Raw genomic sequence first — 26,787 nt, 5'->3', positions numbered from 1 at the left:
ATCAGGTGGGCTGATCATCGCCCCGGCGGCTAGCGTCCGGACGTGCGCATCCCCCGCGACGTCGATGCGCGGCTGCACGCCTGGATCGGCGGGCTCCCCACCACCCCGGCCGACCGCTGGCTGCGCCACCTCTCGGCCGCGGCCGACCACGGGAAGCTGTGGCTGCTGGTCGGGCTCGCGCTGGGCAGCCGTCCCGGCGGGCTGCGGCGCGGCGCGGTTCGCGGGGTGGGGTCGATGCTGGTGGCCAGCGCGGTGGTCAACGCCGTCCTCAAGCCACTGTTCGGCCGGGTGCGGCCGGACCTGGCGAACCTGCGCACCGAGCGCCGGCTGCGCCGGGAACCGGGGAGCCTGTCGTTCCCCAGCGGCCACGCGAGCTCGGCCGTGGCCTTCGTCACCGGCCTGGCCCTGGAGAACCCCGCGGCGGGGGCCGTCGCGGCGCCGCTCGCCGTGGGCGTCGCCTACTCCCGCGTGCACGTCGGCGTGCACTACCCCGGGGACGTGCTGGCGGGGCTCGCGGTGGGCGGCGCGGTCGCCGTGGCGGGACGGCGCGTCGGGCGCTGAGCCGCCGGCCCCGCGGAGCGGGTGACCCGCCGGGCACCGGCTGCGCGGTCGGCCCGCGGACGGTGTGCGAAGGTGGCTCGCCCACCGACCGTCGGAGGCGCTGACGGGAGGACCGCGGTGACGCTCGGCTACCGCGCACCGGCACCCCAGCGGGCCATCGCCCGGGGCTTCCGGCACCCGGGCCGGGTCATCGCCGGGGCGTTCCTGCTCGCGATCGCCGTGGGCACCGCACTGCTGTCGCTGCCGCTGGCGACGCCGGGGCCCGGCCGGGCCGACCTCCTCACCGCGCTCTTCCACGCGACCTCCGCGGTCTGCGTCACCGGCCTGGTGACCGTGGACACCGGCACCTACTGGTCGGGCTTCGGGCAGGGCGTCATCCTGGCGCTCATCCAGGCGGGCGGGCTGGGGATCATGACCCTGGCGAGCCTGGTCGCGCTGGTGCTCTCCCGGCGGCTGGGCCTCCGGGCGCGCCTGATCGCGCAGGCCGAGACCAAGTCGCTGTCGGCCGCCGAGGTGCGGCGGGTGATCGTCCGGGTCGTGCTGTTCAGCCTCGCCTGCGAGGCGGTGGCGGCGGTGGTGCTGACCACCCGGTTCGCGCTCGGCTACGACCAGCCGGCCCCCGCGGCCCTGTACAGCGGGGTGTTCCACGCGATCTCGGCGTTCAACAACGCCGGCTTCGGGCTCCACCCGGACAGCCTGGTGCGCTACGTCGGCGACCCCTGGGTGAGCCTCACGATCGCGGCGGCGGTCATCGTCGGCGGCCTGGGCTTCCCGGTCGTGTTCGAGCTGCTCCGGTCGTGGCGCCGGCCGCGGACGTGGTCGGTCCTCACCCGGGTCACCGTGGTCGTCACCGCCGCGCTGATCGTCGTCGGCACGGCCGGCTACCTGCTCGCCGAGTGGCGGAACCCCCGGACGCTCGGTCCGCTCGGAGCCGGCGACACCGTCATGGCGGCCTTCGTCGCCGGCGTCATGCCGCGCACGGCGGGGTTCAACAACCTCGACATCGCCGCGCTGCAGCCGGAGACGCTGCTGCTCACCGACGCGCTGATGTTCATCGGCGGAGGCAGCGCCGGCACCGCGGGCGGGATCAAGGTGACGACCTTCGGGTTGCTGGCCTACGTGCTGTGGGCGGAGCTGCGCGGCGACGTCGACGTCGAGGTGGGCCGCCGCCGGGTGCCCCCGACGAACCAGCGCCAGGCGCTAGCGGTGGCGCTGCTCAGCATCGGGGTGGTCACCGTCGCCACGTTCGCGATGGAGGCGCTGACCGACTTCTCCTTCGAGCAGGTGCTGTTCGAGACGGTGTCGGCGTTCTCCACCGTCGGCCTCTCCACCGGCATCACGGCCGGCCTGCCACCTGGTGCCCAGCTGCTCGTCGTCCTGCTCATGTTCGTCGGCCGGATCGGCCCGCTCACACTGGCCTCGGGCCTGGCCCTGCGGGACCGCGCGAGGCGTTACCAGCTCCCCGAGGAGAGGACCATCGTTGGCTAGTCACAGGGATCCGGTCGCCGTCATCGGGCTGGGCCGGTTCGGCACGGCCCTGGCCATGGAGCTGGCCGATGGGGGCACGGAGGTGCTGGCGATCGACCACCGGCCGGAGATCGTGCAGCGGCTCTCCGGCCAGCTCGGGCAGGTGGCGGTCGCCGACGGCACCGACCTGGACGCGCTGCGCGAGCTGGGCCTGGCCGAGTTCCGCCGCGTGGTCGTGGCCATCGGCACCGATCTGGAGGCCAGCATCCTCACCACCTCGCTGCTGGTGGAGCTGGAGGTGGCCGACATCTGGGCGAAGGCCCTGAGCAGCCAGCACGGCAAGATCCTGGAGCGGATCGGCGCCCACCACGTGGTGTTCCCCGAGCACGAGATGGGCGAGCGCGTCGCGCACCTGGTCTCCGGCCGGCTGCTGGACTGGGTGGAGCTCGACCCGCAGTGGGTGTTCGCCAAGACCAAACCGCCGCGGGAGATCGTCGGGCTGCCGCTCGGGGAGACCGGCCTGCGCAAGCGGCACCGGGTCACCGTGGTGTCGGTCAAGCCCGAGGGCGGTGGGGCCTACACCCACGCCGCCGTCGACACGGTGCTCACGTACGGCTCGACGATCGTGATCGCCGGGCGGCCCCGCGACGTCGAGCGGTTCGTCGACCTGCAGTGACCCCGCGGGTCAGCCGCTGCCGTAGGTGACCAGGCCGGCGGCGAACAGCGGCAGCGCCACGAACAGGAAGACGCCCAGCGCCGTCAGCGGCTCGCCCTCCCCCGGCTCCTCCTGACCCGGCCCCTGGCCGAGGAGGGCACGCGCCTCGGCGGTGGCCAGGCGGGGCGCGAGCGTGCCGCCGACGAGCGCCAGCAGACCGGCGACCACCATCAGCGAGAGCGCGAAGCGGCTGCGGAAGCCCTCGTCGCCCACTGCCGCCCACACCCCGCCCGCGACGGCAGCGGCCAGGCCCGCGGCCGCGAGCATGACGACGACCTGGCGGAGCGCGGCGGCGACGGGCACCCGCTGACCGTAGTGCAGCGATCCCGGATTGCGGCACCGCCGAGTCCTCCCGCGCCGCCGGGGAGATCGGCCGCCCGAGTTGCGCCGCGTGATTGCCGGATGGATCTTCCGGGCAGTGCACGCTGCGACTGCCCAGTGGCATCGAGGAAAGAGGTCACCATGCTCGTTCGCCGGATCGCCCGGCCCCTGCTCGCCGCGCCGTTCATCTACGGGGGGATCAGCACGCTGCGCAAGCCGCAGGAACGCGTGCCTGGCGCCACCCCCGTGGTGGAGAAGATCGCCGAGACCGCCGACAAGCAGCTCCCGGTGGAGCTGCCCCGCGACGTCGAGCAGTGGGTGAAGGCCGACGCCGCCATCAAGGTGGCCGCCGGCTCGCTGTTCGCCCTGAACCGGTTCCCGCGGCTGACCGCCATCGTGCTGTCGGCGTCGGTCGTCCCGACGACGCTGGCCGGGCACCGGTTCTGGGAGCACGACGACCCGACGGAGAAGTTCGGGCAGCTCTCGAACTTCCTCAAGAACACCGGCCTGTTCGGCGGGCTGCTGCTGGCCGCCGTCGACACCGAGGGCAAGCCGTCGGTGGGCTACCGCACGCGCCGGGCGGCGAAGCGGGCCGCCACCGCGACGGAGAAGAACTACGAGAAGGCCTCCAAGCGCGCGACCAAGGCGCAGAAGCGGGCCTCCCGCAAGGTCGGCAAGAAGTCCGGCAAGGGCGCCCTGAAGGTGCTTCGCTGAGCGCTCCGCTCCCGCCCGCGGCCGCGCTCCGGAGGATCGCCTTCCTCCTGGAGCGCGCCCGCGAGGCCAGCTACCGCGTGAGCGCCTACCGCACCGCTGCGGCGGTGGTCGACGGGCTGGACGAGGCCGAGCTGGACCGCCGCATCCGCACCAACACGCTGAAGGACCTCAAGGGCATCGGCCCGAAGACGGCGACGGTGGTCGCCCAGGCGCACCGGGGCCAGGTGCCCGAGTACCTGGCCACGCTGGAGGGGACCTACGCCGGGGAGCTGCCGGCGGCCGAGGACGTCGCCGCCTTCCGCGCCGCGCTCAAGGGCGACCTGCACGTCCACTCCGACTGGTCCGACGGCGGCAGCCCGATCCGGGAGATGGCCGAGGCCGCGATCGCGCTGGGCCACGAGTACCTGGCGCTGACCGACCACTCCCCCCGGCTCACGGTGGCCAACGGGCTCTCCCCCGAACGACTGGAGCAGCAGCTCGACGTCGTCGCCGCGCTGAACGAGGAGCTCGCGCCGTTCCGGATCCTCACCGGCATCGAGTGCGACATCAACGTCGACGGCTCGCTGGACCAGACCGAGGAGCTGCTGGGCCGCCTGGACGTCGTCGTGGCGAGCGTGCACTCCGACCTGCGGGCCGAGCGCTCGGCGATGACCGAGCGGATGCTCGCCGCCGTCGCCAACCCGCACACCGACGTCCTCGGTCACTGCACCGGCCGGCTGGTCATCGGCCGCAGGCAGCGCGACGGCACGCAGAAGCCGCGGCCGGAGAGCCAGTTCGACGCCGAGGCGGTGTTCTCCGCCTGCGTCGAGCACGGCACCGCGGTGGAGATCAACTCGCGCCCCGAGCGGCTGGACCCGCCGCGGCGGCTGCTGAGCCTGGCGGTGGAGCTCGGCTGCGAGTTCGCCGTCGACACCGACGCGCACGCCCCCGGCCAGCTGGACTGGCAGTACAACGGCTGCGAGCGGGCGATCGAGTGCGGCGTCCCGATCGAGCGGGTGATCAACGCCCGCCCGGCCGACGAGCTGCTCGCCAGGACCCGCACCTAGCGCCGGGCCTCGTGACGCGCCGCAACCAGAGGCTCGTGGCGGGGCGCGGACTTGGACCATCAGCCCCGGGCGCGCTCACTCAGCGTGAGGCCAGGCCGGTCGTCTCCGGCGTCCGTCCCGGGAGGACTTGCGGCGACGCCGGGACAGCGAGAGGTTCGCACGGCTGCGAGAGCCGGGGCGCGGGCCCCGTGACGAGGAGGTTCCGGTGGTGGACGGCGGCGAGGGGCCCCCAGGCCCCACGGCCGTGCCCGCCGGCGGTCCGACGGCGCCCCTCCGTGCCGCCGCGCGCGTCGCCGCCCCACGCGTGCTGGCCCTGCTCGCCTTCGGGTGGTTGGTTCTCCTGCTCGAGCCCGGACCGGCCCGGGCTGCGGATCCGCAGCCGCCGGCGCCCCCGGTGTCGGCCACGGCCGCGCCCGCGGCGTCCCCCGGTCACGGTGCGCGGCCGTCCGACCGCCCCCTGCCGTTCCGCCCGACCCCTGCTGGCAGCCGGGCCCCCAAGAAGCCCTCGACCCCGGCCGCGCCGTCCTCGCCGGCGGACGCCCCGCCGCCCCCGGCACCCGAGGTCCCACCCGCGCCTCCGACGGTGCCGCCCTCACCGGCGGACGCCCCGCCGCCCCCGGCACCCGAGGTCCCACCCGCGCCTCCGACGGTGCCGCCCTCACCGGCGGACGCCCCGCCGCCCCCCGCACCCGAGGTCCCACCTCCGCCCCCGCCCGGTCCCGGCTCAGCGCCCACCACGCCGGCGCCGGGCCCCGCCGCCCCGACGGGTGACCCGGTGCCGCCCACCAGCGACGTCGAGCCGGTCCCCGCACCACCCGTGCCCGCGGAGCACCCTCCCGTGACAGCTCCGCCACCTACCGCGGCGCCGGAGGCACCAGCCGCCCCCTCCCCTGACCCGGTCGTCCCCTCGGCACCTCCTGCGCAGATCCCCGCGCCGACGGCGGCGGATGCCGGCGCCGAACCTGCCGGAACCGAGGCCGTGCCGGCGCCGCGCGTCGAAGCCACCGGCGAGCCGCAGCCCACCGGGACCGGCACGACCGCGCCGTCCACCGCCACGACGGACACCGACGTCCCCGAGACCGACGTCCCCGACACCACGACCACCCCGCAGCCGACCACCCCGCAGCCGACCACCGCCGAGGCTGCGACCGTCCCGGACGGGCCGCCCACGACGACCGGGGTCACCCCCGCGGTGCCGGCAACCGGGATCACCTCCGGGCCGCCCTCCGTTCCTGGGCAGGGTCGGACTGCCGCGGAAGTGACGCCCTGCGCCGTCACCCTCGACGACGGCACGACGGCGGTGGGCGGCCGGTGGCCCCAGGAGCGCCCCCGGGCGACGGGCGCAGCGGACAGCCCCGCCGACCTCGCCCTGGGAGCGGCCGGGCACGCCGCCCCGTCAGCATCACCGTCCGAGCGGAAGGCTCCGCCGCAGACGGTGTCCTCGTCGCCGGACCACGCGCCGCACGGAAGCACCCTCCCGTCCTCGCCCGCCCAGCCGGTGTCACCACCCCCACCGCCCCCGGCGCCCTCCCCGGCCACCCCCGGGCAGCCGGCGCCCGGCGGCTCCGGCTGTGCGACGACCTCCCTCTCGGGCTCGGGCAGCAGCGCAGGAACCGCCAGCGGCCAGCTGGCCGTCGTGGACGGCGTCCTCGCGGCGACGCAGGACCGCGCATGGGCCCGGCTGACCTCCCAGGTCCCCGCTCGCGTGCTCAGCGGCACCGACGACCCCGGCGCGCGCCCCGACTGACACGCCACCCCGCGTCCGGACCACGCGACGCCCACCGCCCCCCGCTCCGCCACGCCTCGCGGCGGCCCGTCCTCCCGACGTGGCCTCCCGCCCGCTGACCACCTCCCGCGCCTCAGCGCATCTGCCGAAGGACCGTCTCACCATGCGGCACTCCAGATTTCTCCACCGCGCGCTGGCCCACCCGCCGGGTGGACCGGTGCACCGCCGGGCCAGCGCATGCACCCGGTCCGCCGACAGCGAGCCGGGCACCCGACCGACCGCCCACCGGAGTTCCGGCGAGCTCGCGCCGCGTCCCACCCGTCGCGGCCTGTCGGACGTCGACCCGGCCGCCCCGGTCCTCACCGGGCTCGGTATCGCGGTGTGCCTGTTCACGCTGGTCTCCGACCCCGGCACACCACGGCTGCACTGGCTGGTCCTGGGCAGCCTCCTGCTGGCCGCCGGCGCGCTGGCGCGGTTGCCGAACGCAGCAGGCCGGTCCCTGGCGGCGCTCGTGGCCGTCGCCCTGCTGCCCGCCCTGCTGCTGATCGCCCTGGTGGTGTGGCTGTCCGGCCCCGGCCCCGTCCTGGTCCGGCAGGACCGGCGGGGCGCCGACGGCCGCCCGTACCCCGCCCTGCAGTTCCGGACGACCGCGGGATCACCCGCGCCGGAAGCCCGCACGACGCGGGTCGGGCAGCTGCTGCGTGCGCTCCGCCTCGACGAGCTCCCGGCCCTGCTCGACATCGCCCGGGGCGGGTCGCCGGTGCGCCTCGGCTGGCGGTGACCGCGGCCGGCGGACCGGAGCCGACCGACCCTGCACGTGATCCAGTGCTGCACCACGTACCACAGGGCGACCGCCCGGCGACGGTCCGCCCGCGACCCCCCGACCGCGCGCCCCGGTGGATGAACCGTGGAGTCGATCGCATGCCGGGCGGGTAGAAGAGCGGCCACAATCTGCGTCTCGGGTCGGGCGTTCGCTGGCTACGACGCCCCTGGTGAATCGGGCAGGCCTATGGACTGGGTGTGGATCGCAGCCCTGGCCTGGACGGCGCTCGCCCTCCCCCTCGCTCTGCTGACCGGATGGCTCCTCCGCCGCGGCGACCAGGGGGGTCGCCGCCCGGCGCACGCCCTTCGCACGGACACCGACCCGCTCGGCGCCACCGCGGCGGGCCAGGCCGATCCCGGCCCTCCCCTGCCACCGAGCCCGGCCGGCCGCCGCACCCGCCGCAGGCCGTCCGCGGTGGTCGCCCGATCGGTCCACCCGCGTCCCGGGTCCCCGCGCGATGCGGGCGCGAAGGGCACCGATCCGGCCCGGCAGGAGCCCGGCGGCCAGGGAGCGGGAACGCCGCCCCGGACACCGGCGACCACCCGGCGACGCGCACCGCTGCACCGGCACCAGTAGCAGCCCCGATCAGCCGGCCGCCCGGATCCTCCGCCCGGGGAGCCGCTCGAGCAGCCGGAACGCCAGGACGCCGAACAGGGCACCCAGCGCCCACCCGGCCAGGACGTCGCTGACCCAGTGCGCACCGAGGTAGACCATGCTGACGCCGACCAGCAGGACTCCCCCGGCGAGCACCGCGACGACCAGCCGCCCGATGGCGTCGGCCCGGGCCAGCCCCCACAGGACGAGCGGAACGGCGGCCCCGGCGGTGAGGGCGGCGATGGACGACGGCATCGCGTACCCGTCGGTCGCCACCAGGGCGAGCTCGGCCGGCGGCCGCGGCCGGCCGATGAACTCCTTGCCGTACTCGGCGAGCGCGGTCGCGGCCACGGTGGCCAGCACGGCCGCGCCGGTCGCCCGCCAGGCACCGAACGCGATCGCGAAGAGCACCGCCAGCACCAGGGCGGCCAGGTAGGTGGCCGTCGGCTGGCCGGCGGCCATCAGGCCCAGGGTGAAGGCGTCGGCCCAGTCGGTGCGGTTCCGGGCCAGCGCCTCCAGCACGGCCAGGTCCCAGGTCACCGGTCGAGTATCGGGGGTGGCGTCGACGACCACCACGGGTCCGCGCTCGGCCCGGGACGACACCGCGGCCGGTGGCCGGCCTGCGCTCCGTCCAGCAGTGCGGCGCCGCACGGCTGCGGGAGGCTCCGCGCCCGGCCTCTCCGGCCGCGGGCGGCGTCCGCAGCCGTCAGGAGGTGGGGTCGGCGGCCCGGCCGGGGAGCACGTCGGCGGCCTCGATGCCGAGCGCGTCGTCCGTGCGGCGCAGCGCCCAGTCGGCGGGGAGCACCAGCTGCGGCGCGACACCGACGAGGACGGCGACCAGGAAGGCCACACCGGCCAGCGCCTCGCCGGACTCCTCGACGAAGGTGGCGGCGACCCGTAGCGAGTCGGGGGCGACGACGGAGAGGGCGGAGAGCCCGACCGCGGCAAAGCCGTACCCGGCGAGGCTGCCGAGGACGCGCCGCCGGTCGCGTCGCTCGGTGCGGCTGAGGAAGAACAGTGCCCCGACGACGGCCAGGGCGACGAGGGCGCTGAGCGCGATGGCGGCGGGGCGGCCGACGGCGGCGTCCAGGCCGGCCATCGCGTCGGCGTGCACGGTGCCCCCGGCCTTGACCGAGGCGATGCCGGCCGCGACCAGCCCGACGGCCAGCCACCAGGTGCGGCGGCCGGGGTTGCGGGCGGCGCCGGCGACGGCGGCCAGGGCCGCGACGACGAACAGCCCGGCCACGAAGAGGCGGGGCAGGGAGAAGGGCGCGTCCATGGAGAGGGCGCGGGCCGCTGTGCCGGTGGCCCCGGTCAGGCGCAGCAGGAAGCCGGTGCCCATGAGCGCCACCGCGGCGGCGGCCAGCCCGATGCCCACCGGGGGCAGCGGGACGGCGCGGCGACGGGCGCGTACGGCGGCGGGCTGCGGGGCGCGAGCCGGCTCGACCCAGGAGGCGGCCGCGCGCTCGTCCGCGTGACGGATCGTCCGGCCGATGACGACGCCGAGCACCACGGCGATCGCCATCCAGACGACCAGTCCGCCGACGATCCAGGCCCACCACACACGGCGATCATCGGCACGCGGGTGGCCGAACTTGACCGATCCGTCCCCCGTGGCGGGGGCGGCGGGACGCGGGGGTCAGCTGAGGTGGGTGAGGTGGTCGCGCAGGCTCTCGCGCCAGTGCGCCGGCCGGAAGCCGGCGGCGCGGATCTTGGCCAGGTCCAGCACGGAGTTCAGCGGTCGTGGCGCGATCCCGGTCTTCCCGGCGAAGTACTCGGCGGTGCTCACGCGCGTGACGTCGTCGGCGGAGCGGCCGCGGGCGGTGAAGACCAGCGCGGCGACGTCGGCCCAGGACACCGGCTCGCCGTCGCCGGTGAGGTTGTAGGTGCCGTACGGCGCCCCCGTGCCGACCAGGTGGCGGATGCCGGCGGCGAGGTCGACGGCGGTGGTGGGGCGGCCGATCTGGTCGTCCACGACCGACGGGCTGATCCCGCGGTCGGCGAGGCCGGCCATGGTGCGCACGAAGTTGCCCCCCTCCCCCACCACCCAGGTGGTGCGCACCAGCCAGTGCCGCTCGACGGCGGCGGCGCAGGCGTCGCCGTCGGCCTTGCTGCGGCCGTAGACCGACAGCGGCGTGGGCGGCAGGTCCTCGGGGATCGGGCCGGGATGGGTGCCGTCGAAGACGTACTCGCTGGAGAGGTGCACCAGCGCCGCGCCGGCCCGGTCGGCGGCGTGCGCGAGGTGCGCGACGGCGTCGACGTTGACCGCGCGCACCGCGGCCAGGTTCGCCGGGTCCTCCGCGGCGTCGACGGCGGTCCAGGCGGCGGCGTTGAGCACGACGTCGACGCCGCTCCAGTCGAAGGCCCGCACGGCGGCGGCGTCGGTGACGTCGAGCGCGGCCCGGTCCAGCGCCACGGCGCCGGGGAACTCGCGCCGCAGCGCGCGGCCGAGCTGCCCGCCGGCGCCGACGATGACGGCGTTCACTGCCCCTGGGCCGCGTACTGCGCCTCGACGCCCTCCTTCAGCGGGCGCCACCAGGCCGTGTTCTCCCGGTACCAGTCGATGGTGGCGGCCAGGCCGTCGCGGAAGTCGGTGTAGCGCGGCGTCCACCCGAGCTCGGTGCGCAGCTTCGTGGCGTCGATGGCGTAGCGCAGGTCGTGACCGGCCCGGTCGGTGACCGAGTCGAAGTCGTCGGCCGGCCGGCCGAGCAGCTCGAGGACGAGGCCGAGCACCTCGCGGTTGTTCTTCTCGCCGTCGGCGCCGATCAGGTACGTCTCACCGGTGCGGCCCCGGTCGAGGATCGCGTGGACGGCGGAGTTGTGGTCGTCGACGTGGATCCAGTCGCGCACGTTCTCGCCCGCGCCGTAGAGCTTGGGGCGCAGGCCGGAGAGCACGTTGGTGATCTGCCGCGGGATGAACTTCTCGACGTGCTGGTACGGCCCGTAGTTGTTGGAGCAGTTGGAGATGGTGGCGTGGATGCCGAAGGAGCGCACCCAGGCCCGCACCAGCAGGTCCGAGCCCGCCTTGGTCGACGAGTAGGGGCTGGACGGGTTGTACGGCGTCTCCGGCGTGAACTTCGCCGGGTCGTCCAGCTCCAGGTCGCCGTAGACCTCGTCGGTGGAGATGTGGTGGTAGCGGACGCCGTGCCGGCGCACCGCCTCGAGCAGCGTGAACGTGCCGACGACGTTGGTCTGCAGGAACGGTGAGGGATCGCGCAGCGAGTTGTCGTTGTGGCTCTCGGCCGCGAAGTGGACGACGACGTCGCAGCGGCTCACCAGCCGGTCGACCAGGTCCGCGTCGGCGACCGAGCCGTGGACGAACTCGATGTCGTCGCGCACGGGCGCCAGGGAGGCCTCGTTCCCCGCGTAGGTCAGCGCGTCGAGCACGGTGACCTCGAACTCGGGGTGCTCGCGCAGCGTCTGGTGCACGAAGTTGGCGCCGATGAAGCCCGCGCCCCCGGTGACGAGCATGCGCATCGCCTGCTGAACCTCCATCGTGGATCCGCGTCCGGACGACGGTGCCGCCCGAGCCCCGCGCTGCGGCGGGTCGTCGTGCAGGCCAGACCGTAGTCGTCTTTGGCGTCACGCAGTGCCGGTCCAGAGCCCGACGAACCCGATCGTGGGGGCACTCGACGTGGCTGACCGCCACACCCGTGCCACCGCTACCGGACCGTCACGTGACGCAGCGTGAGGCCGGGCCGGGGAACGGCGGCTGTTAACCGGCGCGCTACCCGGGGGCCGGTCGCCCGTGCCCACACTCGACCGAGGGAGTTCCAGAGGGACGACGAGCTGGGGGAAGCCGCGTGTCCATCGGCCGGCCGGCGCAAGCGCTGGCGGGACCGCACGTCCTCGGCACGCCGCGCACCGTCCCGCCCGGACGCGCGGCCTGGCTGCGGCGCCTGCTGCTGACCGCCCTGCTGCTGCTGGGTGGCTGGGCGCTGCTCGCCGCAACCGGCGACCCGGCACGGGCCGACTCCCCCACCGTGCCGGAACCCGACAGCCACGTGGTGGCGCCCCCCGACGGCACGGCCGACCCGCCCCCCGACGTCCCGCCCGGTCCTCCGCCCCCGCCGGCGGAGACACCCGTCGTCCCGACCGACCACCCACCCGTCCCGGTGGATCCACCGCCGGCCCCTCCGGACCCGCCCGTCCTCCCGACGGAGCCCCCGCCCGCGCCGGCGGACCCGCCGCCCGCCGAGCCCCCGGCGCCTCCGGTGGCGCCGCCCACGCCGGAGGAGGAACAGCCCGGCACCGGCACCGGCACCGGGGACGACCTCCCGGACGGGGACCCGGGGGCGGTCGGCGACGAGGAAGATCTCGATCCAGGCGAGCCCGCCACCATCGGGACCAGCCCCCCTGATCCCAGCAACAGCGGCAGCGGCAGCGGCAGCGACAGCGACAGCGGCAGCGACAGCGGCAGCGACACAGGCACCGAGACCACCGACACCGGCGACACCGAGACGACCGGCGACAGCGACACCGAGACGACCGGCACCGGCACCAGCGACACCGACAGCGGGACCGACACCGACCTCGCCGCGATCGACGCCGACACCGTCGGCACCGACACGACCGCCGGCGAGGCGACCACTTCCGACACGACCGCAGCGGAGCCGCCGACGGCGCCGGTGCAGGACGCACCGACAGTGCCCCCGGCCGCGCCGGACCCCACCGCGGCGCCCCGCGACAAGGCGGTCACGACGACGGAGCCGGCGACGTCGGGCTCCTCCCCGACGCCCTCCGCGTCATCGACCCCTCCGGCCGCCACCACCGCTCCGGTCGTCACCGAGGCCCCCCGCGACACCGCCCCGCCACCGCCGCCGCCCGCGCCCCGACCCAGGAACCCCGGCCCGCCCGCGACCCCCGTGCCGCCGGTTCCCGCGAGCGGTCCTGGAGGCCCCGGCGCGACCACCGCCTCCGGCAGCGCGTCCTACGGCGCCGGCCACACCGACCACGCGGACGCCGCGCTGGCAGTGCTCGACGCAGGTTTCCCCGCCTCTCTCGCCGGCTCGATCCGGACTGCTCGCGGGTACGACGCCGCCCTCCTCGGCCGCGTCGAGGACCCGGGCGCCAGCCCCGACTGACGGGCGCGCGCTTTCCTCTGCCCCGCCCCGCCGGTCTGTCGATCGGCTCGTCGCACAGTCCATGACTCCGCACGCGCGTCCCGCCCCGGTGGCCTTCTCCCGCCGAGCGCCGGATCGCCGTTCGCACCGCAGGGAATTCGCCCTATGAGCAGTGAAGCCATCCCGTCCGGACACGTCACGCACCACCGTGCCGCGCCGCCGCCGCGGCTGACGCGGGCCGACCGGCTGCGCGGGGCCGGCACCGTCGCCCGCCGCGCCTGGCGCGGCCCCTACGTCCGCCGCCTCGTCGTGTGGGACGCCCTCTGCGCGACCGCCGCCGCCGGCAGCGGTCTGCTCGCCCGTTTCCACCCACCGGACGTCGGTGCCACCAGCGCGTCCCTGGCCATCGCCGTCGCCCTGCCCGGCGTCTGGCTGCTCGCCATGGTGATCGCCCGCAGCTACGAGAGCCGCTACCTCTGGGAGGGACCGGAGGAGTTCCGCCGGGTCTTCTTCGCCGCCGCCCTCCTGCTGGCCCTGGTGGGCACGGTCTCGTGGGGCCTGAAGCTGGAGGTCGCCCGCGGCTTCGTCGTCGTCGCCCTCCCGCTGGCCACCGCGCTCACCCTCGCGCACCGCCAGGCGCACCGGTCCTGGCTCCGCCGGCAGCGGGCCCGCGGCCGGTTCCAGCAGACGACGCTGCTCGTCGGCCACCGCAACGGCGTGGCCGCGCTCCGGGAGCAGCTGCACCGGGAGGTCGACCAGGGCTACTCCGTGATCGGCTGCTGCCTGCCCGCGCGCTCCGGCGCCCGCGGCGGCCCCGTCGGCCTGCCGGTGCTCGGCGGCCTCGACGAGGTGGTCGACGTCGTCGAGCGGTACGAGGTGGACACCGTGGCCGTCCTGCCGTGCCCGGAGCTGGACGGCGCGGCGCTGCGCCGGCTGGGCTGGGAGCTGGAGAAGACGCAGGCCGACCTGCTGCTCGCGCCGTCGGTCTCCGAGGTCGCCGGCCCGCGCATCCGGGTGCGCCCGGTCTGCGGGCTCTCCCTGCTGCAGATGGAGCGGCCCGAGCTGCGCGGCCTCCACCGGCTGGTGAAGGAGTCCTTCGACCGGTCCTGCGCCGCCCTGCTCCTGCTGCTGCTGACCCCGCTCCTGCTCGTCGTCGCCCTGGCCGTCAAGCTCGACAGCCCGGGGCCGGCGTTCTACCGCCAGGTGCGGGTGGGCCGCGACGGGCGCCGGTTCCCGATGCTGAAGTTCCGCAGCATGCACGTCGGGGCCGACCGGCTGGTCGCCCGCCTGGCCTCGGTGAACGACGGCAACGGCGTGCTGTTCAAGATGCGGCGCGATCCGCGGGTGACGCGGGTGGGCCGGTTCCTGCGGCGGTACTCGCTCGACGAGCTGCCGCAGCTGCTCAACGTCCTCCGCGGGGAGATGTCGATGGTCGGCCCCCGCCCGCCGCTGCCGTCGGAGGTCGAGCGGTTCGGGGTGGAGATGAGCCGCCGGCTGGTGGTCAAGCCCGGCCTGACCGGGCTGTGGCAGGTGAGCGGCAGGTCCGACCTGTCCTGGACGGACTCGGTGCGGCTGGACATCCACTACGTGGAGAACTGGTCCCTCATGCTGGACCTGATGATCCTGTGGCGGACGGTGGGGGCGGTGGTCACCGGACGCGGGGCCTACTAGGACGACGAAGGGCGGGCACCGCGCATCCTGCGCGGCACCCGCCCCTCGAGGTCAGGTCAGCGGTAGCCGGGAGAGACGTACCCCAGGCCGACGGAACCGGCCGGGACGAAGTCACCCGACGCGGGCTTGCCCTGGGTGAGGGTGCCGCTCAGGTTCCCGATCGACGGCCACGAGACGACGCCGTTGCTGATCTTCGCGGGGCAGCTGCGGTCATCGGTCTGCGGCCACACGCTGTAGCCCATGTCGCGGCCGGAGCGCGGGTTGATGTACACGTTCTCGAGCGCCAGCGGGTAGGTGTTGCAGTCGATGCGGATGAACTGCCCGCCCCGCTCGATCGGGTTCACCTCGGAGCTGCCGACGTTGGTGTTCCGGATGGTGCCCTTGCTGATGGCCCCGAGGTCCTGGCGGACCTGGATGCCCTGGTAGTTGGTGGAGCCGGTGAGCCGGTCGATCCGGTACTCCTTGACCCCGCCCCACGGCTGGAAGACGTCGGCGTGGTTCACCGAGTACGTGCCGCGCAGGGCGTCCATCCGGACGTTCTGGATCTGCACGGTGGCCTCGGGGGCGTTCACGGCGATGCCGTCGGCCTGGGAGCCGTTGACGTTGCCGTTGATGTGCACGCCCTCGATGTGCACCGTGCCGGTGCACTTGTGCACGTAGATGGCGCGCTGGTCGTCGGTTCCGATCCGCGCGGTCGGCAGGACGGTGATCTGCCCGCCCATGATCACGGCGTTGCGGCAGTTGGCGATGATGACCGGCGCTGCGGGACGGTCGGCGGGGAGCTTGACGAGCACGTCGCCGCCGTTGCCGCTGACCGTGGTCACGGAGGTCGTCGAGGTGATGCTGGTGACCGGGTAGTTCTGCCAGCCGGCCGGCGGGGCCCAGCTGAGGGGGCCGCTCGCGGGAGCGGTGACGGGCTGCGCGGGGGTGGTCGCGGGCTGCGTGGTCGCGGGGACCGGAGCGGGCGTCGTGGGAGCGGTGGCCGTCTGGCCGGCGGGGCGCGTGCCGGTGCGGGAATCGGCGACCGGGGCCGGCTGCTCGGTCCGGACCGGGGCCTGCGTCTGGGTACCGGCGGGGGCCGGGGCCTGGCCGGCCGGCGGGGCACCGACGGGGGGCTGCGCGGCGGGGCGGGCGTCCCGGGTCTCTGCGGCCTGCGTGGACTGGCTCGCGACGACGTCGACCCGCTGGTCCTGCACGAGTGGGTAGCTGAGGGGGAGGATGCCGACCAGGGCGAGGGACAACTGCGCCAGCCGACGTCGGGAGAGACGCCTGCGGCGGGGCCGGTTGTTTCGCCACTGTCGGTGAGCGGTTCGTGACACGCGACAGACCGTAGCGTCACGGTTACATAACGCCAAGCCCGTTCGAGTGAATTCTTCCGGCCTTGCGGCGAGCCGTCTCCGGTTCTGCTAAGCGACTCGCGGCCCCACCTGCGCGGACACCCGAACATGCGGGGACGAACTTTTTCGGCAGGTTCTGCCCGCGTCGTAGCGGGCCCGCCGGGAGCGGCCCGCCTAGGAAGGTCCCATGACGTGGGTACTGGTCCTCGCGACCGCCTGGATGACGCTGGCCGGCCTCCTGGCGCTCGCCATCGGCCGGGCGGTCCGCGTGGCCGACCGCCGGCAGGCGCCGGGTACCCCGCCGGTGCCGGACTTCGTGCCCGCGGAGTGGACGGCCTCCCCGATCACCCCTCGCTAGGAACCGGAGCCGGCGCGCCGGCGGAAGCCCAGGACGCCGAAGGAACGCCGCGCGGGACGCCCGGGCCGCCCCTCCACCGGTGCGGAGCCGTCCGCGGTCGGGCCGCCCTCGCCGGACGGGTGGCTGCCGGCCGCATGGGCCCCGCCGCGATCGACGTGCGCGGTGGCCCCCAGGGAATCGGGCACGGCCGCGTCGTCGAGCGACGGGTGCAGGGCGGCCAGGGCGGCCAGCACCGGCAGCAGCGCCTCGGCCACCGCCTGCCCCACCTCCTCGTGCCCCTGCAGGGAACGGCCGATCGGGTCGGCGATGTCATCGTCCTCCCCGCCGCTGCGCCCGGGGCGCGCCGCGGCCAGGGCGGCGACCAGCGCGCGGACGCGGTCGGCGAAGCCGTCCCCCTCGGGCCGCCGGTCGTCGAGGGCGTCGAGCAGGGCCGCGGCCTCCCGCAGGGTGAACGTGCGCGCCAGGGCCCGGGGCACGAGCCCCAGCACGTCGCGGCGGTGGTCGCGGGTCAGGGCGAGGACCAGGTCCGCCTCGGCGACCATCCCGGGCTCCAGCTGGCGGGCCACGAACCCCTCGGGGTCCCCGCCGAGCCCGGCGAGGACCAGCGCGCTGTGGGGGTGCATCCGCGAGCCGGCGACCGCGCGCGTGCCCGCACTGACCAGCCGGACGTCGGACACCGCCGGCCCGAGGAGTTCGCGCAGGTAGGCCTGCCCCAGCCCCTGCCCCAGGGCGGAGCGGCAGATGTTCCCGGTGCACACCAGCAGGACGGTGACGGGGCTCGCGGGCGGTTGCTGGTCGGGCACGGCACCAGTGTGGGCGGTGCTGCCGGTTCCCCGACACCTCCGATGGGGTGGTTGCACTGCGCGGGAAGGCCCCCCTGATCCCCGGGTACTAGGCTCGCCGCGACACCGGACGCCGGATCGGACGCCCGGGAGCAGACACCAGCCGGCGTGCCCACGTCTCACACCAGAAGGGGTCAGGATGCCCCGGAGCGGCTTGAACGAGAGCCTCCGACACGTTTTCCAGCCGGCTCACCGCAGGGTCGCCGGCCTCCTGCCCCTCCCCCTCCGGCGGCGGTACCTGTACCTGGCCGGGCACGGGCGGCTGCCGCGGCTGCGCGATCCGCAGACGTTCGGCGAGAAGATCAACTGGCGGATCCTCCACGACCGGCGCCCGCTGCTGGCCTGGACCTGCGACAAGCTGGCGATGAAGGACCACGCGGCCCAGGTGCGGGAGGAGGCCGGCATCTCGGTGCCGGAGACCTTCTGGTCGGGCACCGACCTCACCGAGGTGGCCGGCCGGATGTTCGACCGCCCCTGGGTGCTCAAGCCCAACCACCGCAGCGGCCTGGTGCGCTTCGGCAGCGCGAAGGAGTCGGTCGACGCCCGGACGATCGCGGCGACGAGGACCTGGCTGCGCGACGACCAGAGCGTCCTGCTCGGCGAGTGGGCGTACAGCGAGGCGCGGCCCCTCTACGTCATCGAGGAGGCCATCGGCGACGGCGTGACGCCGCCCGACGACTACAAGTACCTGGTCTTCGACGGCAAGATCGCCGCGGTGTCGGTCGACACGGGCCGGTTCACCAAGCAGCACTCGCGCACCTTCTACACGGCCGACTGGGAGCCGCTGCACGTGGCGACCGCCCTCGGCAGCGGCGAGCCCGGCCCCCCGCCGGAGAACCTGGCCGCCCTGAACCACGCGGCGGAGGTGCTCGGCCGCGACTTCGACTTCATGCGGGTCGACCTCTACAACGTCGACGGCACCATCTGGTTCAGCGAGTTCACGCCGTACCCCGGCGGAGGCGTGCTGCCGTTCGAGCCGCCCAGCTTCGACGCCTGGCTCGGGGAGCAGTGGACGCTGCCCGACCTCGACGACGTCGCGGGGCGGTGAGCCGGGCACGATGCGGAACGGAACAACCGGCCCCGACGACGACGTCGACGGCGCGCTCCGGGTCCTGAGCGTCGGCCCGACCGGCGGGCAGCCCGGCGGCATGGCCTCGGTCGTCGCCGAGCTGGAGACCCAGAACCGCCTCAGCGCCACCCCCCTGCAGCTGCGGGTCGTGGACTCCGGTGGGATCGGCCCCGCCCCGCAGCGGGCCGTGGCGTTCGCCCGCTGCCTGGCGACGGCCGCCACGACGCGCGCCGACGTCGTCCACCTGCACGTCGCCAGCCGCGGCAGCACCTGGCGGAAGATGGCGGTCGCGCAGGCGTGCGCGCTGCGTGGCCTGCCCTACGGCATCCACCTGCACGGCGCCGGGTACCGGGACTTCCTCGCGACGCTCTCACCGGCCGCGAAGCGCCGGGTCGACCGGTTCTTCCAGCGCGCGGCGTACGTGGTCGTCCTGGGCAAGCCCTGGGCCCGGCTGGTCTCCGAGGAGCTGGGCGTTCCCGCGGCGCGGGTGCACGTCGTGCACAACGGCGTGGCGGACGGCGCACCCCCGGTCGTGCCATGGCCGGCGGACCGCCCGCGGCGGGTGGTGCTGCTCGGGCGGATCGACGAGTCCAAGGGCGTGCCGGAGCTGCTGCGCGCGTTCGAGCGGCTCGACGCCCTCCCCGACGTGGAGCTGGTCCTCGCCGGCCCCCCGGCCGAGCCCCGCGTCGTCGCGCTCGTGGAGGAGGCGGTCCGGGCCCGCCCCGGCCGCATCACCTACGCGGGGTCGCTCCCCCGGGCCCAGGCCCAGACCCTGCTGCGCGAGGCGTACCTGCTGGCCCTGCCCAGCCACGCCGAAGGACTGCCGATGGTGGTCATCGAGGCGATGTCCCAGGGCATTCCCGCCGTGACGACACCGGTCGGCGCCATGGAGGAGCTGGTCACCTCCGGGCGGAACGGATTCCTCGTCCCCCCGGGCGACGTCGACGCCCTCGCCGAGCACCTGGTGCGCCTGCTGGCCGATCCGCAGCTGCGCGACCAGATGGCCCAGGCCGCCTACGAGACGTGGGTGGCCGGCTTCGACGCCCGCACCATGTACGCCGACATCCGCGCCACGTGGCGGACGGCGGCCGCCGGTCAGTAGGCGCCGCGCCCGCGGAGGACGGCCCCCAGGGTCTTCCAGAGGATCATCATGTCGAAGCTCAGCGACCAGTTCTCCACGTAGCGGACGTCGATGCGCACGGAGTCGTCCCAGGAGAGGTCCGAGCGGCCGCTGATCTGCCACAGCCCGGTGATGCCCGGCTTGACCAGGAAGCGGCGGCGCATGTCGAAGCCGTAGCGCTCGGTCTCGCTGGGCAGCGGCGGGCGCGGGCCGACCAGGCTCATGTCGCCGCGCAGCACGTTGATCAGCTGCGGCAGCTCGTCGAGGGAGTAGCGGCGCAGCACCCGCCCGACCCGCGTCACCCGCGGGTCGGCCTTGCGCTTGTAGAGGACGCCGTTGCCGTCGTTGTCGGCCTCGAGCACCTCGGCCATCCGGTCGGCGCCCTGCACCATGCTGCGGAACTTGAGCATGGAGAACGTCTGACCGTCGCGGCCGACGCGGGTCTGCTTGAAGAACACCGGGCCCCGGCTGGTCGTCTTCAGGGCCAGCCCGATGACGAGGAACAGCGGGAACGTCAGGAGCAGCGCGACGGCGGCGAGGGAGGTGTCGACGACCGTCTTGGCCAGCCGGCGCACCCCGCGCAGCTCGGGCCGCTCGACGTGCAGCAGCGGCAGCCCGCACACGGGGCGGATGGCCACCCGCGGCCCGACGACCTCGGTGACGGCCGGGGCGAGCAGCAGCTCGGCCTCGGTCTTCTCCAGCTCCCAGCCGAGCCGGCGCAGCGACGGCCCGTCCAGCTCCGGGCAGGGCATGACGGCGACGGTGTCGACCTCGTACCGCTTCACCACGTCGAGCACCTCGTCGAGGCCGCCGAGGACGGGCAGGCCGTCGAAGTCGGTGGGCACGTCGGCCGCCTTGCCGTCGGGCAGGCAGCACCCGATGACCCGGTAGCCGTGGTAGGCGGCGCGGTCGAGCTCGGCGTGCAGCGAGGCCACCGCGTTGCGGTGCCCGACGATGACCGTCGTCTGCTGGAACGCCCCGCCGGTGCGGGCCCGGTGCAGCGCCTGCCGGCGCACGTAGCGGTGCAGCAGGGTGAGCACCGCGGCGAGCGGGAGTGCGACGACGACGAAGCCGCGGGCGACGCGCAGGTCCAGCCCCCACGAGACCACGGCCACGACGGCCAGCAGGACCGCGGCGGAGTGCAGGACCCGCCGGAACTCCTCGGCGCCGACCCAGAGGAAGCGCTCCTCGTAGCTGCGGCCGACGTGCATGGCGGCCAGCCACAGGACGGGCAGGAGCACGGCGGCCCACAGCGAGTACTGGGCCGCGCCGTCGACATCGGTGCCGAACCGGACGAAGTAGCCGATCGTGGCCGCGAGCACGGCGCAGACCGCATCACCGAGGACGATGCTCCGGACGTAGGCTGCGCGCCACGCCCGTCGCGCCTCGGTGCCCTCGCCGCGGAGGCGGCGGAGGCCGTAGAAGCGGGTCCGCACCTTCGCCGGCAGCACCTCACGAGTGGTCTGTTCGTGAGCAACCTGCATCGAGATACCGAGCCCCCTGGGTGCGTCTGGTCGTCGTGGTGGCGAACCCGCCAACACACCGCCTCGCTCACCTGTACGGAGAGTGAGCACGCATGAGCGGCCGGGCACCATTGCACCGGCCGGTCGAGCCGCCGAGCACGACGTTAACTGCTCAGGGCCGATATGTCGCGCTCACGACGTGACAGTACGTAACGGAGGCCGCCGGTCACACCCTGTCAGCGACGCCCGTCACTTCGCACGCTCGCCCGTGGCGCGAACGGCTCAGCCCCGGGTCGTCGAGTCCGAATGCCGGGGCGCGGTGGAGCCGACGGCGGGGATCTCGGTGGTCGCCGGATCCTTCGGCACCGCGGGCCGCGTCGCCCCCGCCGGCGGGGGCGGCACGTCGGGGCGCGTCGCTGCCGGCACGTCGGGGCGCGTCGCTGCCGGCACGTCGGGGCGCGGTGCCGCCGCCGGCGCCTCCCGCGTCGTCGCTCGCGCGGGCTCGGTCCCGCCGCCGTCCCCGCTCCGTTCACCCGGCGCCTGGGGGGTCTCCTGGGCGGCGGCGGGCCGGAGCTTGGGCTCGGGCTCCGTGGGGGGCTCCCCCTGATAGCCGGACGCCTGCGGCAGCGCCGACGCCGGGGCGTGGGTGAGGACCACCCCGAGCCTCCTCGCGCCGACCCGGTCGAGCACCGCCGCTGCCCGCTCCAGCTCGTCCTGCCGGGTCTTCCCCTGGCGGACGGCCAGGAGGACGCCGTCCATGGCCACCGCGACGGCGCTGCCGTCGGCGACCGGCAGCAGCGGCGGAGTGTCGAAGACGACGAAGTCGTGGGTGGCGCGCAGCCGGTCCACCACGCCGAGCAGCTTGCCCGACGCGAGCAGCTCGCTCGGGTTCGGCGGGATCGATCCGGCGCCGAGCACCGCCAGCCGGCCGTTGTCGTAGGACTGGAGGACGTCGTCGAGCTCCGCGGTGCCGGCCAGGACGCTGGTGAGCCCCGCGCCGTCGGACAGCCCGAGGTACTCGACCACCCGGGGGTGCCGCAGGTCGGAGTCGACCAACGCCACCCGGTGGCCGCCCTCGGCCAGCGTGACGGCCAGGTTGACGGCGAGGGTGGTCTTGCCCTCCGCGCCGGCCGCGCTGGACACCATGATCACGCGCGGCGGCTGGTCGACGTCGAGGAACTGGAGGTTGGTGCGCAGCTGCCGGAACGCCTCGGCGTTGCCCGACCGGCTGTGCCGCTCGAGCACGTGCTGGGAGGCGAGCTGCCGATCGCGGGCGACGGCCCCGATCACCGGGACGCCGGCCGCCGCGGCGGCGACCTTCGCATCGCGCACCGAGCGGTCCATCCGCACCCGCGCGTAGGCCAGCACGAGGCCGACGAGCAGGCCGATGAGCACGCCGACGGCGGTGTTGGCGACGAGGTTCGGGGAGGCGGGTTCCTCCGCGATCGCCGGGGTGCCCAAAGGCTGGATCTCCACCGGCACGGTCGTCACCGGCACCTCGTCGGGGTCGGTGGGCGTCGTCGTGGTCTCCTCGACCGCCAGCACCAGCTCGGTGAACTCGGCGGCGACCGCCACGGCGATGTCGCGGGCACGCTCGGCCGAGGTGTCGGTCACGACGATGTCCAGGACGGTGGTGTCCGGCCGCACCGAGGCCTCGACCCGCTCCTGCAGCTGCGCCGCCGTGAGGTCGAGGTCGAGGCGGTCGATGACGGAGTCGGCCAGGACCTCGCTGCCGAGGATCTCGACGTAGGAGGGCACCCGGCTCTCGGCGAACTGGGTGCCCTGGAACGCGGCGGTGGTGGAGCTGGCGTCCGTCGACGTCACCCAGAGTTGAGCCGACGACGTGTACGTCGGCGTCATCGCCTGGGTGGTGCCGGCCCCGACCGCGCCGCCCAGGATCATCCCGATGACGGGCAGGAACCACCCGGCGCGGAAGGCCGCGATGGTGTCTCTGAGATCCACTACTTCCTCGTCTCCGATGATCGACGCTCACTGCCGTGAGCTGCGGGCGGTCGCGGACATCGCACGGGCCCGCGCCCTGCCGTCGCAGCCGACTCAAGCAGTTGCTGGGCCGTCCAGGCTAGATATCGTCCCGGGAATCCGGGGGAAGCGTCACCCGGACGGGCCATGGCCGACGCACCTCTGCCAGTGCTCGACGAACCTGCGCTTGACGACGTCGTTCGAGTGCCGGGCCCGCACCCGGTCCCACGCGCGGCGCCCCAGCGACAGGGCGAGTTCCGGGGAATCGGCCATCTGGCGCAGCGCCGCCCCGAGCGCCTCGGGGTCGGCCGGGGGCACGACCATCCCCGTGTCGTCGACCACCTCGGCGATCTGGCCGACGTCGCTGGCGATGACCGGCGTCGCCAGGCTCATCGACTCGAGGATGATCATCGGCATGGCCTCCGCCCGGCTGGGCAGCACGAGCGCGAGCGCCGTCCGCAGCCGGGCGCGCACCTGCTCCGGCGCGACGGGGCCCTCGAACACCACCCCGTCGGGGAGCGGCTCGGGCAGCCGGAACTGGGGAGCGAGGTCGCCGAAGAAGACCAGCTGCTGGCCGGCCGGCCGGGCCGTCGCCCAGGCGTCGAGGAGGACGTCGGCGCCCTTGCGCGGCCCGACCTCCCCGGCGAAGACGAACCCCGAGCGGCCGTCGGCGACCGGGGCGTCCTCGATCGGCACGGAGTTGGCCACCCGGACGGCGTCGATGCCGAGGGAGCGCAGGACCTCCGCCGCCGGTTCGGTGAGGACGAACACCACTGCCGGCCAGCGCAGCACCAGCCGGGCCAGCCGGCGGTTGCCCTCGGCGAACGCGACGAACTGCGAGCCGTGCACGAGGACGGTGCAGCAGACCCCGCGCCGACGGGCGATGCCGAGCAGCAGCCCCTCGCGGAGGAAGGAGCCGTACTGGGTCAGGTGGAAGTGCCAGACGTCGGTGGGCTGCACCCGGCTGGTCAGCACCTTCAGCGCCGTCCGGGCGAACGTGGCGAGGGTGCGCCGCCGGTCCCCGTGCCAGTAGGAGGGCCACTCGCGGACGACGAGGTCCTCGCCGCTCCAGGTGTTCATCGTGCGCACCACGGAGGAGACACCGCCGCGCCCCTCCGACGCGTTGCCGATCTGCGTGACGCGCAGCGCGGGCCGCGACGGGCGGCTCACGCCGGCGTGTCCCCGGCTCGGCGGATCACCACGCCGGAGGGGTCGAGCTCTGCGGCGGTCAGCTCCCCGGGCGCGCGCAGCAGGACCAGCCCGCGCTCGGCGAGCTCCCGGGCCACCTGCAGCTGGTGGTCGTCGACGTGCTCACCGCGCCCGGCCACCCGCGGGACGACGACGGGCCGGACGCCCAGCTCGAGGGCGCGCATGAGGGTGCCCACGCCGGCGTGGGTGACGAAGACGTCGCTCTCCACCACCAGGCGGTCGAAGTCCTCCGCGCGCATCTCCTGGTTCACGTCACCCGGCAGGTCGTCGCGCGTCGTGACGCCCAGCTGCCAGGTGACGGTGTCGCCGGGCCGCAACCCGCTCCGCACCGCGTCGACGAGCGCGTCGAAGCGGAACGGCTTGATGGTGCCGAGGCTGACGAAGATGCGGCGTCCCTCGCCGCTCCGGGGAGCGCGGTCGGGATCCGGGACGGCGGTGTAGTCGTCGAGGAGCGAGGGCCCGAGCTGCCAGCCGGGGCGGTCGGCCCACGCGGTGTGCTGGCAGTAGCGCTGCACCCGCGGCAGCCGCTCGAGGATGCGGCCGGTGGCCGAGGGCCCGTCGAAGCGGGACACGCTCTCGATGTAGACGAACGGGATGCGCCGCAGCTGCGCGACCGCGTAGGCGGAGAGACCGACCGCGGCTCCGGTGCTCAGGACGACGTCGAAGGGCTCGCGGCGGGTCTCCCGGTACAGCCGGACGGCGGCGCGGGCCGCCGGCGCCAGGCCGCGCGGAGGCACGTAGTCGAGAGTGACCACGCGGCGTCCGCCCAGCAACGACCGGCTCTGCTCGGACTCGAACGTGGCGAAGACCGAATCCGGCTGGAGGTCGAAGCGCTCCGCCCACCGGACGATCTGCGCCAGGTGACCACCGGTCGAGGCGACCAGGAGCGCGCGCTTGCCGCCGAGCGCGGCGGACAGCTCCACCCTCTCAGCTGCTGATTCGTCTCGATCCCGTCGTGGTGGCACTCCCGAAGCGTAATGGGGGGCGGGAGCGCGCTCGCTCCCGCGCGCGCCGATTCGCCGGTTGGGGTGGACGCCGTCAGCCGACGGGCACCGGCCGGGTGGCCCCCGCCACGTCCGCTCGCGCCCGCTCGGCGCGCCGCCGGGCCGGGCGCGCCGCGGCCGGCTGCTCCCGGGCGGCGCCGTCCTCCTCGGCGGACCGTGCACCGAACGATCCCAGCAGGCCCACCAGGACGAACAAGGGGATGTAGGAGGGCGGGGAGACGAACACCGGGTTACCGGTGGACTCCAGCATGTACTGGACCAGCCAGGCGATCCCGGTCAGCCCGAGGAAGCGCGCCACGGGCTCGGCGTCGCGCGTGAGCCGGCTCAGCGTCCGGAAGATGGCGACGAGCGCGGCGAGGAACGCCAGCATCCCGAAGAAGCCGGACTCCCCGAGCACCGCCGGCCACATGGTGTCGGTGAGGAACATCGCGTTGCCCGTGCGCTCGGAGAGCCCCCAGACGTGCTGGTAGCCGCGCTCGAGGTAGAGGGGGCTGTAGAACTCCGAGGCCGTGTCCGAGCCGAACCGGCCGAAGCCGGCGCCCAGCGGGAAGTAGTCGCGGGCGACGAAGAAGGAGTCGCGGGTCATCAGCGTGCGCGCCGCGGTGCCCTCGGACTGGTCCAGGTAGGTGGCCACGATGCCCTGCAGCGCGGTCAGCAGCGTCGACCAGAAGACGATGACGATGCCGGCGACGACGGTGAGCGCCGCCGGGAAGACGCCGGCGCGACCGGCCCGGGAGCTCAGCCACAGGAAGCTGCCCATCATCCCCAGCCAGGTCTTGCGCCGGAAGGAGAGGACGGCGACCAGGGCCATGCCGGCCGACAGCAGCCAGGTGAGGCGGGTCGAGCCCATGGTGGTGTTCCAGGCGATGACCGCGAGGAACCCCAGGGCGGCCATGATGCCGAGCGTGCCCGGCTCGACGAACGGCCCGATCAGCGACGGGATGGCCGCGCGGTAGCTGAGCTGGTCGATGTTGCCGACCGTGCTCTGCCAGGTCTGCGGGATGGCGAGGTTGACCAGGCAGCAGGCGATGATGAACAGCAGGACGCCGACGCCGCCCTTGGCCAGGCGGCGCACGTCCGCGCTGGACCAGCGCAGCTGGGCCACAGCCAGGGCGAGCAGGATCCCCTTGCCGGCCAGCGCGGTTCCCGAGGCCAGGACGACGAGCGGCACGTTCACGACGAGCCCGCTGACCACGCCCAGCACGCCGTAGAGGGCGAACCAGCCCAACCCGGGGAAGGTCCGGAGCGGCTCGCCGCGCAACAGCCGGGGCCCGACGCAGACCAGCAGCGCGGCCGCGATCGCCGCCTCGTCGAGGTAGTCGACCTGGCTGATGCCGCTCACCTGGGCGGCCGACTTGTTGAAGAGGCTGATCAGGACGGCGGCCGCCACGAAGCGCTTGGGGTGCTGGCAGCCCCACACGAGCACGGGCACGCCGACCACCAGGAGGAGCACCGGGACCGGCTGGTAGGACGCCGCCACGGTGAGCACGACGACGGCGAGCACGCAGACGACCAGCGTGCGCGGCACGGTCCTGGTCAGCGCGTCACCCACCCCGACCCCTTCCACGCCACCGGCCGCTCGCCCCGGGCGATACGGTCCCCGCTGGTCCGACGCAGCGTTCCACGCGTACCGACGCTCCGACAATGCCACGCCGCCGGGAACCCCCCGGCCGGGCGACGCCTGGGTATGGCTGTCATCACATC

At 74.9% G+C, this 26,787-nt stretch carries 23 protein-coding genes; 11 read left to right on the top strand and 12 right to left on the bottom strand.

The genetic code is table 11. The features are described 5' to 3' along the window. Nucleotides 1-42: 42 nt before the first annotated feature. The 3 genes from ACI79S_RS08070 to ACI79S_RS08060 all read left to right on the top strand — a co-directional run bounded on the left by ACI79S_RS08070 (nucleotide 43) and on the right by ACI79S_RS08060 (nucleotide 2,704). Nucleotides 43-561, top strand: coding sequence for a phosphatase PAP2 family protein (locus ACI79S_RS08070; RefSeq protein WP_456592926.1), 519 nt, complete (start codon nucleotides 43-45; stop codon nucleotides 559-561). Between the two features lie 117 nt (nucleotides 562-678). Continuing rightward, complete coding sequence (locus ACI79S_RS08065; RefSeq protein WP_456592925.1) at nucleotides 679-2,049, top strand: TrkH family potassium uptake protein; 1,371 nt, start codon at nucleotides 679-681, stop codon at nucleotides 2,047-2,049. After that, complete coding sequence (locus ACI79S_RS08060; RefSeq protein ID WP_456592924.1) at nucleotides 2,042-2,704, top strand: potassium channel family protein; 663 nt, start codon at nucleotides 2,042-2,044, stop codon at nucleotides 2,702-2,704. Before ACI79S_RS08065 ends, ACI79S_RS08060 begins: the two co-directional genes overlap by 8 nt. 9 nt (nucleotides 2,705-2,713) lie before the next feature. Here ACI79S_RS08060 and ACI79S_RS08055 read toward each other — a convergent pair whose 3' ends face one another. Continuing rightward, entirely contained in the window at nucleotides 2,714-3,046 is a 333-nt protein-coding gene (locus tag ACI79S_RS08055) for a hypothetical protein (RefSeq protein WP_456592923.1), read from the bottom strand. Between the two features lie 159 nt (nucleotides 3,047-3,205). Here ACI79S_RS08055 and ACI79S_RS08050 point away from each other — a divergent pair, with 159 nt between their 5' ends. The 3 genes from ACI79S_RS08050 to ACI79S_RS08040 all read left to right on the top strand — a co-directional run bounded on the left by ACI79S_RS08050 (nucleotide 3,206) and on the right by ACI79S_RS08040 (nucleotide 7,331). Beyond that, on the top strand, nucleotides 3,206-3,778 hold the full coding sequence (locus tag ACI79S_RS08050) for a DoxX family protein (RefSeq protein WP_456592922.1): 573 nt from the start codon (nucleotides 3,206-3,208) through the stop codon (nucleotides 3,776-3,778). Then, nucleotides 3,775-4,824 (top strand): PHP domain-containing protein, encoded by a 1,050-nt coding sequence (locus tag ACI79S_RS08045; protein WP_456592960.1) that lies wholly within the window; start codon nucleotides 3,775-3,777, stop codon nucleotides 4,822-4,824. Before ACI79S_RS08050 ends, ACI79S_RS08045 begins: the two co-directional genes overlap by 4 nt. 1,889 nt (nucleotides 4,825-6,713) lie before the next feature. Beyond that, complete coding sequence (locus ACI79S_RS08040; protein WP_456592921.1) at nucleotides 6,714-7,331, top strand: sugar transferase; 618 nt, start codon at nucleotides 6,714-6,716, stop codon at nucleotides 7,329-7,331. Nucleotides 7,332-7,958: 627 nt separating this feature from the next. On the opposite strand, the gene ACI79S_RS08035 is transcribed toward ACI79S_RS08040, so the two are convergent. The 4 genes from ACI79S_RS08035 to rfbB form a co-directional block, all read right to left on the bottom strand. Continuing rightward, the gene (locus tag ACI79S_RS08035; RefSeq protein ID WP_456592920.1) at nucleotides 7,959-8,507 is read right to left on the bottom strand and encodes a phosphatase PAP2 family protein; all 549 of its coding nucleotides are present in this window, start codon (nucleotides 8,505-8,507) and stop codon (nucleotides 7,959-7,961) included. A 166-nt stretch (nucleotides 8,508-8,673) separates the two neighbouring features. Further along, on the bottom strand, nucleotides 8,674-9,531 hold the full coding sequence (locus ACI79S_RS08030; protein ID WP_456592919.1) for a hypothetical protein: 858 nt from the start codon (nucleotides 9,529-9,531) through the stop codon (nucleotides 8,674-8,676). Nucleotides 9,532-9,606: 75 nt separating this feature from the next. Continuing rightward, nucleotides 9,607-10,452 carry an SDR family oxidoreductase gene (locus ACI79S_RS08025; protein WP_456592918.1) on the bottom strand — a complete coding sequence of 282 codons (846 nt, stop codon included), beginning with the start codon at nucleotides 10,450-10,452 and terminating at the stop codon, nucleotides 9,607-9,609. Further along, nucleotides 10,449-11,462, bottom strand: coding sequence for a dTDP-glucose 4,6-dehydratase (rfbB, locus tag ACI79S_RS08020; protein WP_456592917.1), 1,014 nt, complete (start codon nucleotides 11,460-11,462; stop codon nucleotides 10,449-10,451). Before rfbB ends, ACI79S_RS08025 begins: the two co-directional genes overlap by 4 nt. A 308-nt stretch (nucleotides 11,463-11,770) precedes the next feature. Here rfbB and ACI79S_RS08015 point away from each other — a divergent pair, with 308 nt between their 5' ends. Together ACI79S_RS08015 and ACI79S_RS08010 are read left to right on the top strand one after the other, a co-directional pair. Continuing rightward, a complete protein-coding gene (locus ACI79S_RS08015; protein WP_456592916.1) occupies nucleotides 11,771-13,051 on the top strand; it encodes a hypothetical protein in 1,281 nt (426 codons plus the stop codon). A gap of 144 nt (nucleotides 13,052-13,195) precedes the next feature. Continuing rightward, entirely contained in the window at nucleotides 13,196-14,701 is a 1,506-nt protein-coding gene (locus ACI79S_RS08010; protein ID WP_456592915.1) for a sugar transferase, read from the top strand. Nucleotides 14,702-14,757: 56 nt separating this feature from the next. Here ACI79S_RS08010 and ACI79S_RS08005 read toward each other — a convergent pair whose 3' ends face one another. Then, the gene (locus ACI79S_RS08005; protein WP_456592914.1) at nucleotides 14,758-15,942 is read right to left on the bottom strand and encodes a hypothetical protein; all 1,185 of its coding nucleotides are present in this window, start codon (nucleotides 15,940-15,942) and stop codon (nucleotides 14,758-14,760) included. A gap of 283 nt (nucleotides 15,943-16,225) precedes the next feature. Between ACI79S_RS08005 and ACI79S_RS08000 the strand changes: the two genes are divergently transcribed. Next, nucleotides 16,226-16,396: a hypothetical protein gene (locus ACI79S_RS08000; protein WP_456592913.1), complete on the top strand. Its 171-nt coding sequence runs from the start codon at nucleotides 16,226-16,228 to the stop codon at nucleotides 16,394-16,396. Here ACI79S_RS08000 and ACI79S_RS07995 read toward each other — a convergent pair. Continuing rightward, entirely contained in the window at nucleotides 16,393-17,199 is an 807-nt protein-coding gene (locus ACI79S_RS07995) for an arsenate-mycothiol transferase ArsC (protein WP_456592912.1), read from the bottom strand. The genes ACI79S_RS08000 and ACI79S_RS07995 overlap by 4 nt on opposite strands. Nucleotides 17,200-17,392: 193 nt before the next feature. On the opposite strand from ACI79S_RS07995, the gene ACI79S_RS07990 reads away from it, so the two are divergent. After that, nucleotides 17,393-18,286, top strand: coding sequence for an ATP-grasp fold amidoligase family protein (locus tag ACI79S_RS07990; protein WP_456592911.1), 894 nt, complete (start codon nucleotides 17,393-17,395; stop codon nucleotides 18,284-18,286). Nucleotides 18,287-18,296: 10 nt separating this feature from the next. After that, a complete protein-coding gene (locus ACI79S_RS07985; protein ID WP_456592910.1) occupies nucleotides 18,297-19,409 on the top strand; it encodes a glycosyltransferase family 4 protein in 1,113 nt (370 codons plus the stop codon). Here the strand turns inward: ACI79S_RS07985 and ACI79S_RS07980 are convergent. The 5 genes from ACI79S_RS07980 to ACI79S_RS07960 form a co-directional block, all read right to left on the bottom strand. Continuing rightward, a complete protein-coding gene (locus ACI79S_RS07980; RefSeq protein ID WP_456592909.1) occupies nucleotides 19,403-20,911 on the bottom strand; it encodes a sugar transferase in 1,509 nt (502 codons plus the stop codon). The genes ACI79S_RS07985 and ACI79S_RS07980 overlap by 7 nt on opposite strands. A 261-nt stretch (nucleotides 20,912-21,172) precedes the next feature. Beyond that, entirely contained in the window at nucleotides 21,173-22,852 is a 1,680-nt protein-coding gene (locus tag ACI79S_RS07975; protein WP_456592908.1) for a polysaccharide biosynthesis tyrosine autokinase, read from the bottom strand. A 150-nt stretch (nucleotides 22,853-23,002) separates the two neighbouring features. After that, nucleotides 23,003-24,040 (bottom strand): glycosyltransferase family 4 protein, encoded by a 1,038-nt coding sequence (locus ACI79S_RS07970; RefSeq protein ID WP_456592907.1) that lies wholly within the window; start codon nucleotides 24,038-24,040, stop codon nucleotides 23,003-23,005. Next, nucleotides 24,037-25,002: a glycosyltransferase gene (locus ACI79S_RS07965; RefSeq protein ID WP_456592906.1), complete on the bottom strand. Its 966-nt coding sequence runs from the start codon at nucleotides 25,000-25,002 to the stop codon at nucleotides 24,037-24,039. The genes ACI79S_RS07970 and ACI79S_RS07965 overlap by 4 nt, the downstream gene beginning before the upstream one ends. A 115-nt stretch (nucleotides 25,003-25,117) precedes the next feature. Then, nucleotides 25,118-26,635, bottom strand: coding sequence for an O-antigen ligase family protein (locus tag ACI79S_RS07960; protein WP_456592905.1), 1,518 nt, complete (start codon nucleotides 26,633-26,635; stop codon nucleotides 25,118-25,120). Between the last annotated feature and the right edge of the window lie 152 nt (nucleotides 26,636-26,787).

The sequence above is a fragment of the Blastococcus sp. SYSU DS1024 genome, assembly GCF_054050795.1.
This window is presented reverse-complemented; position numbering and strand designations above follow the sequence as displayed.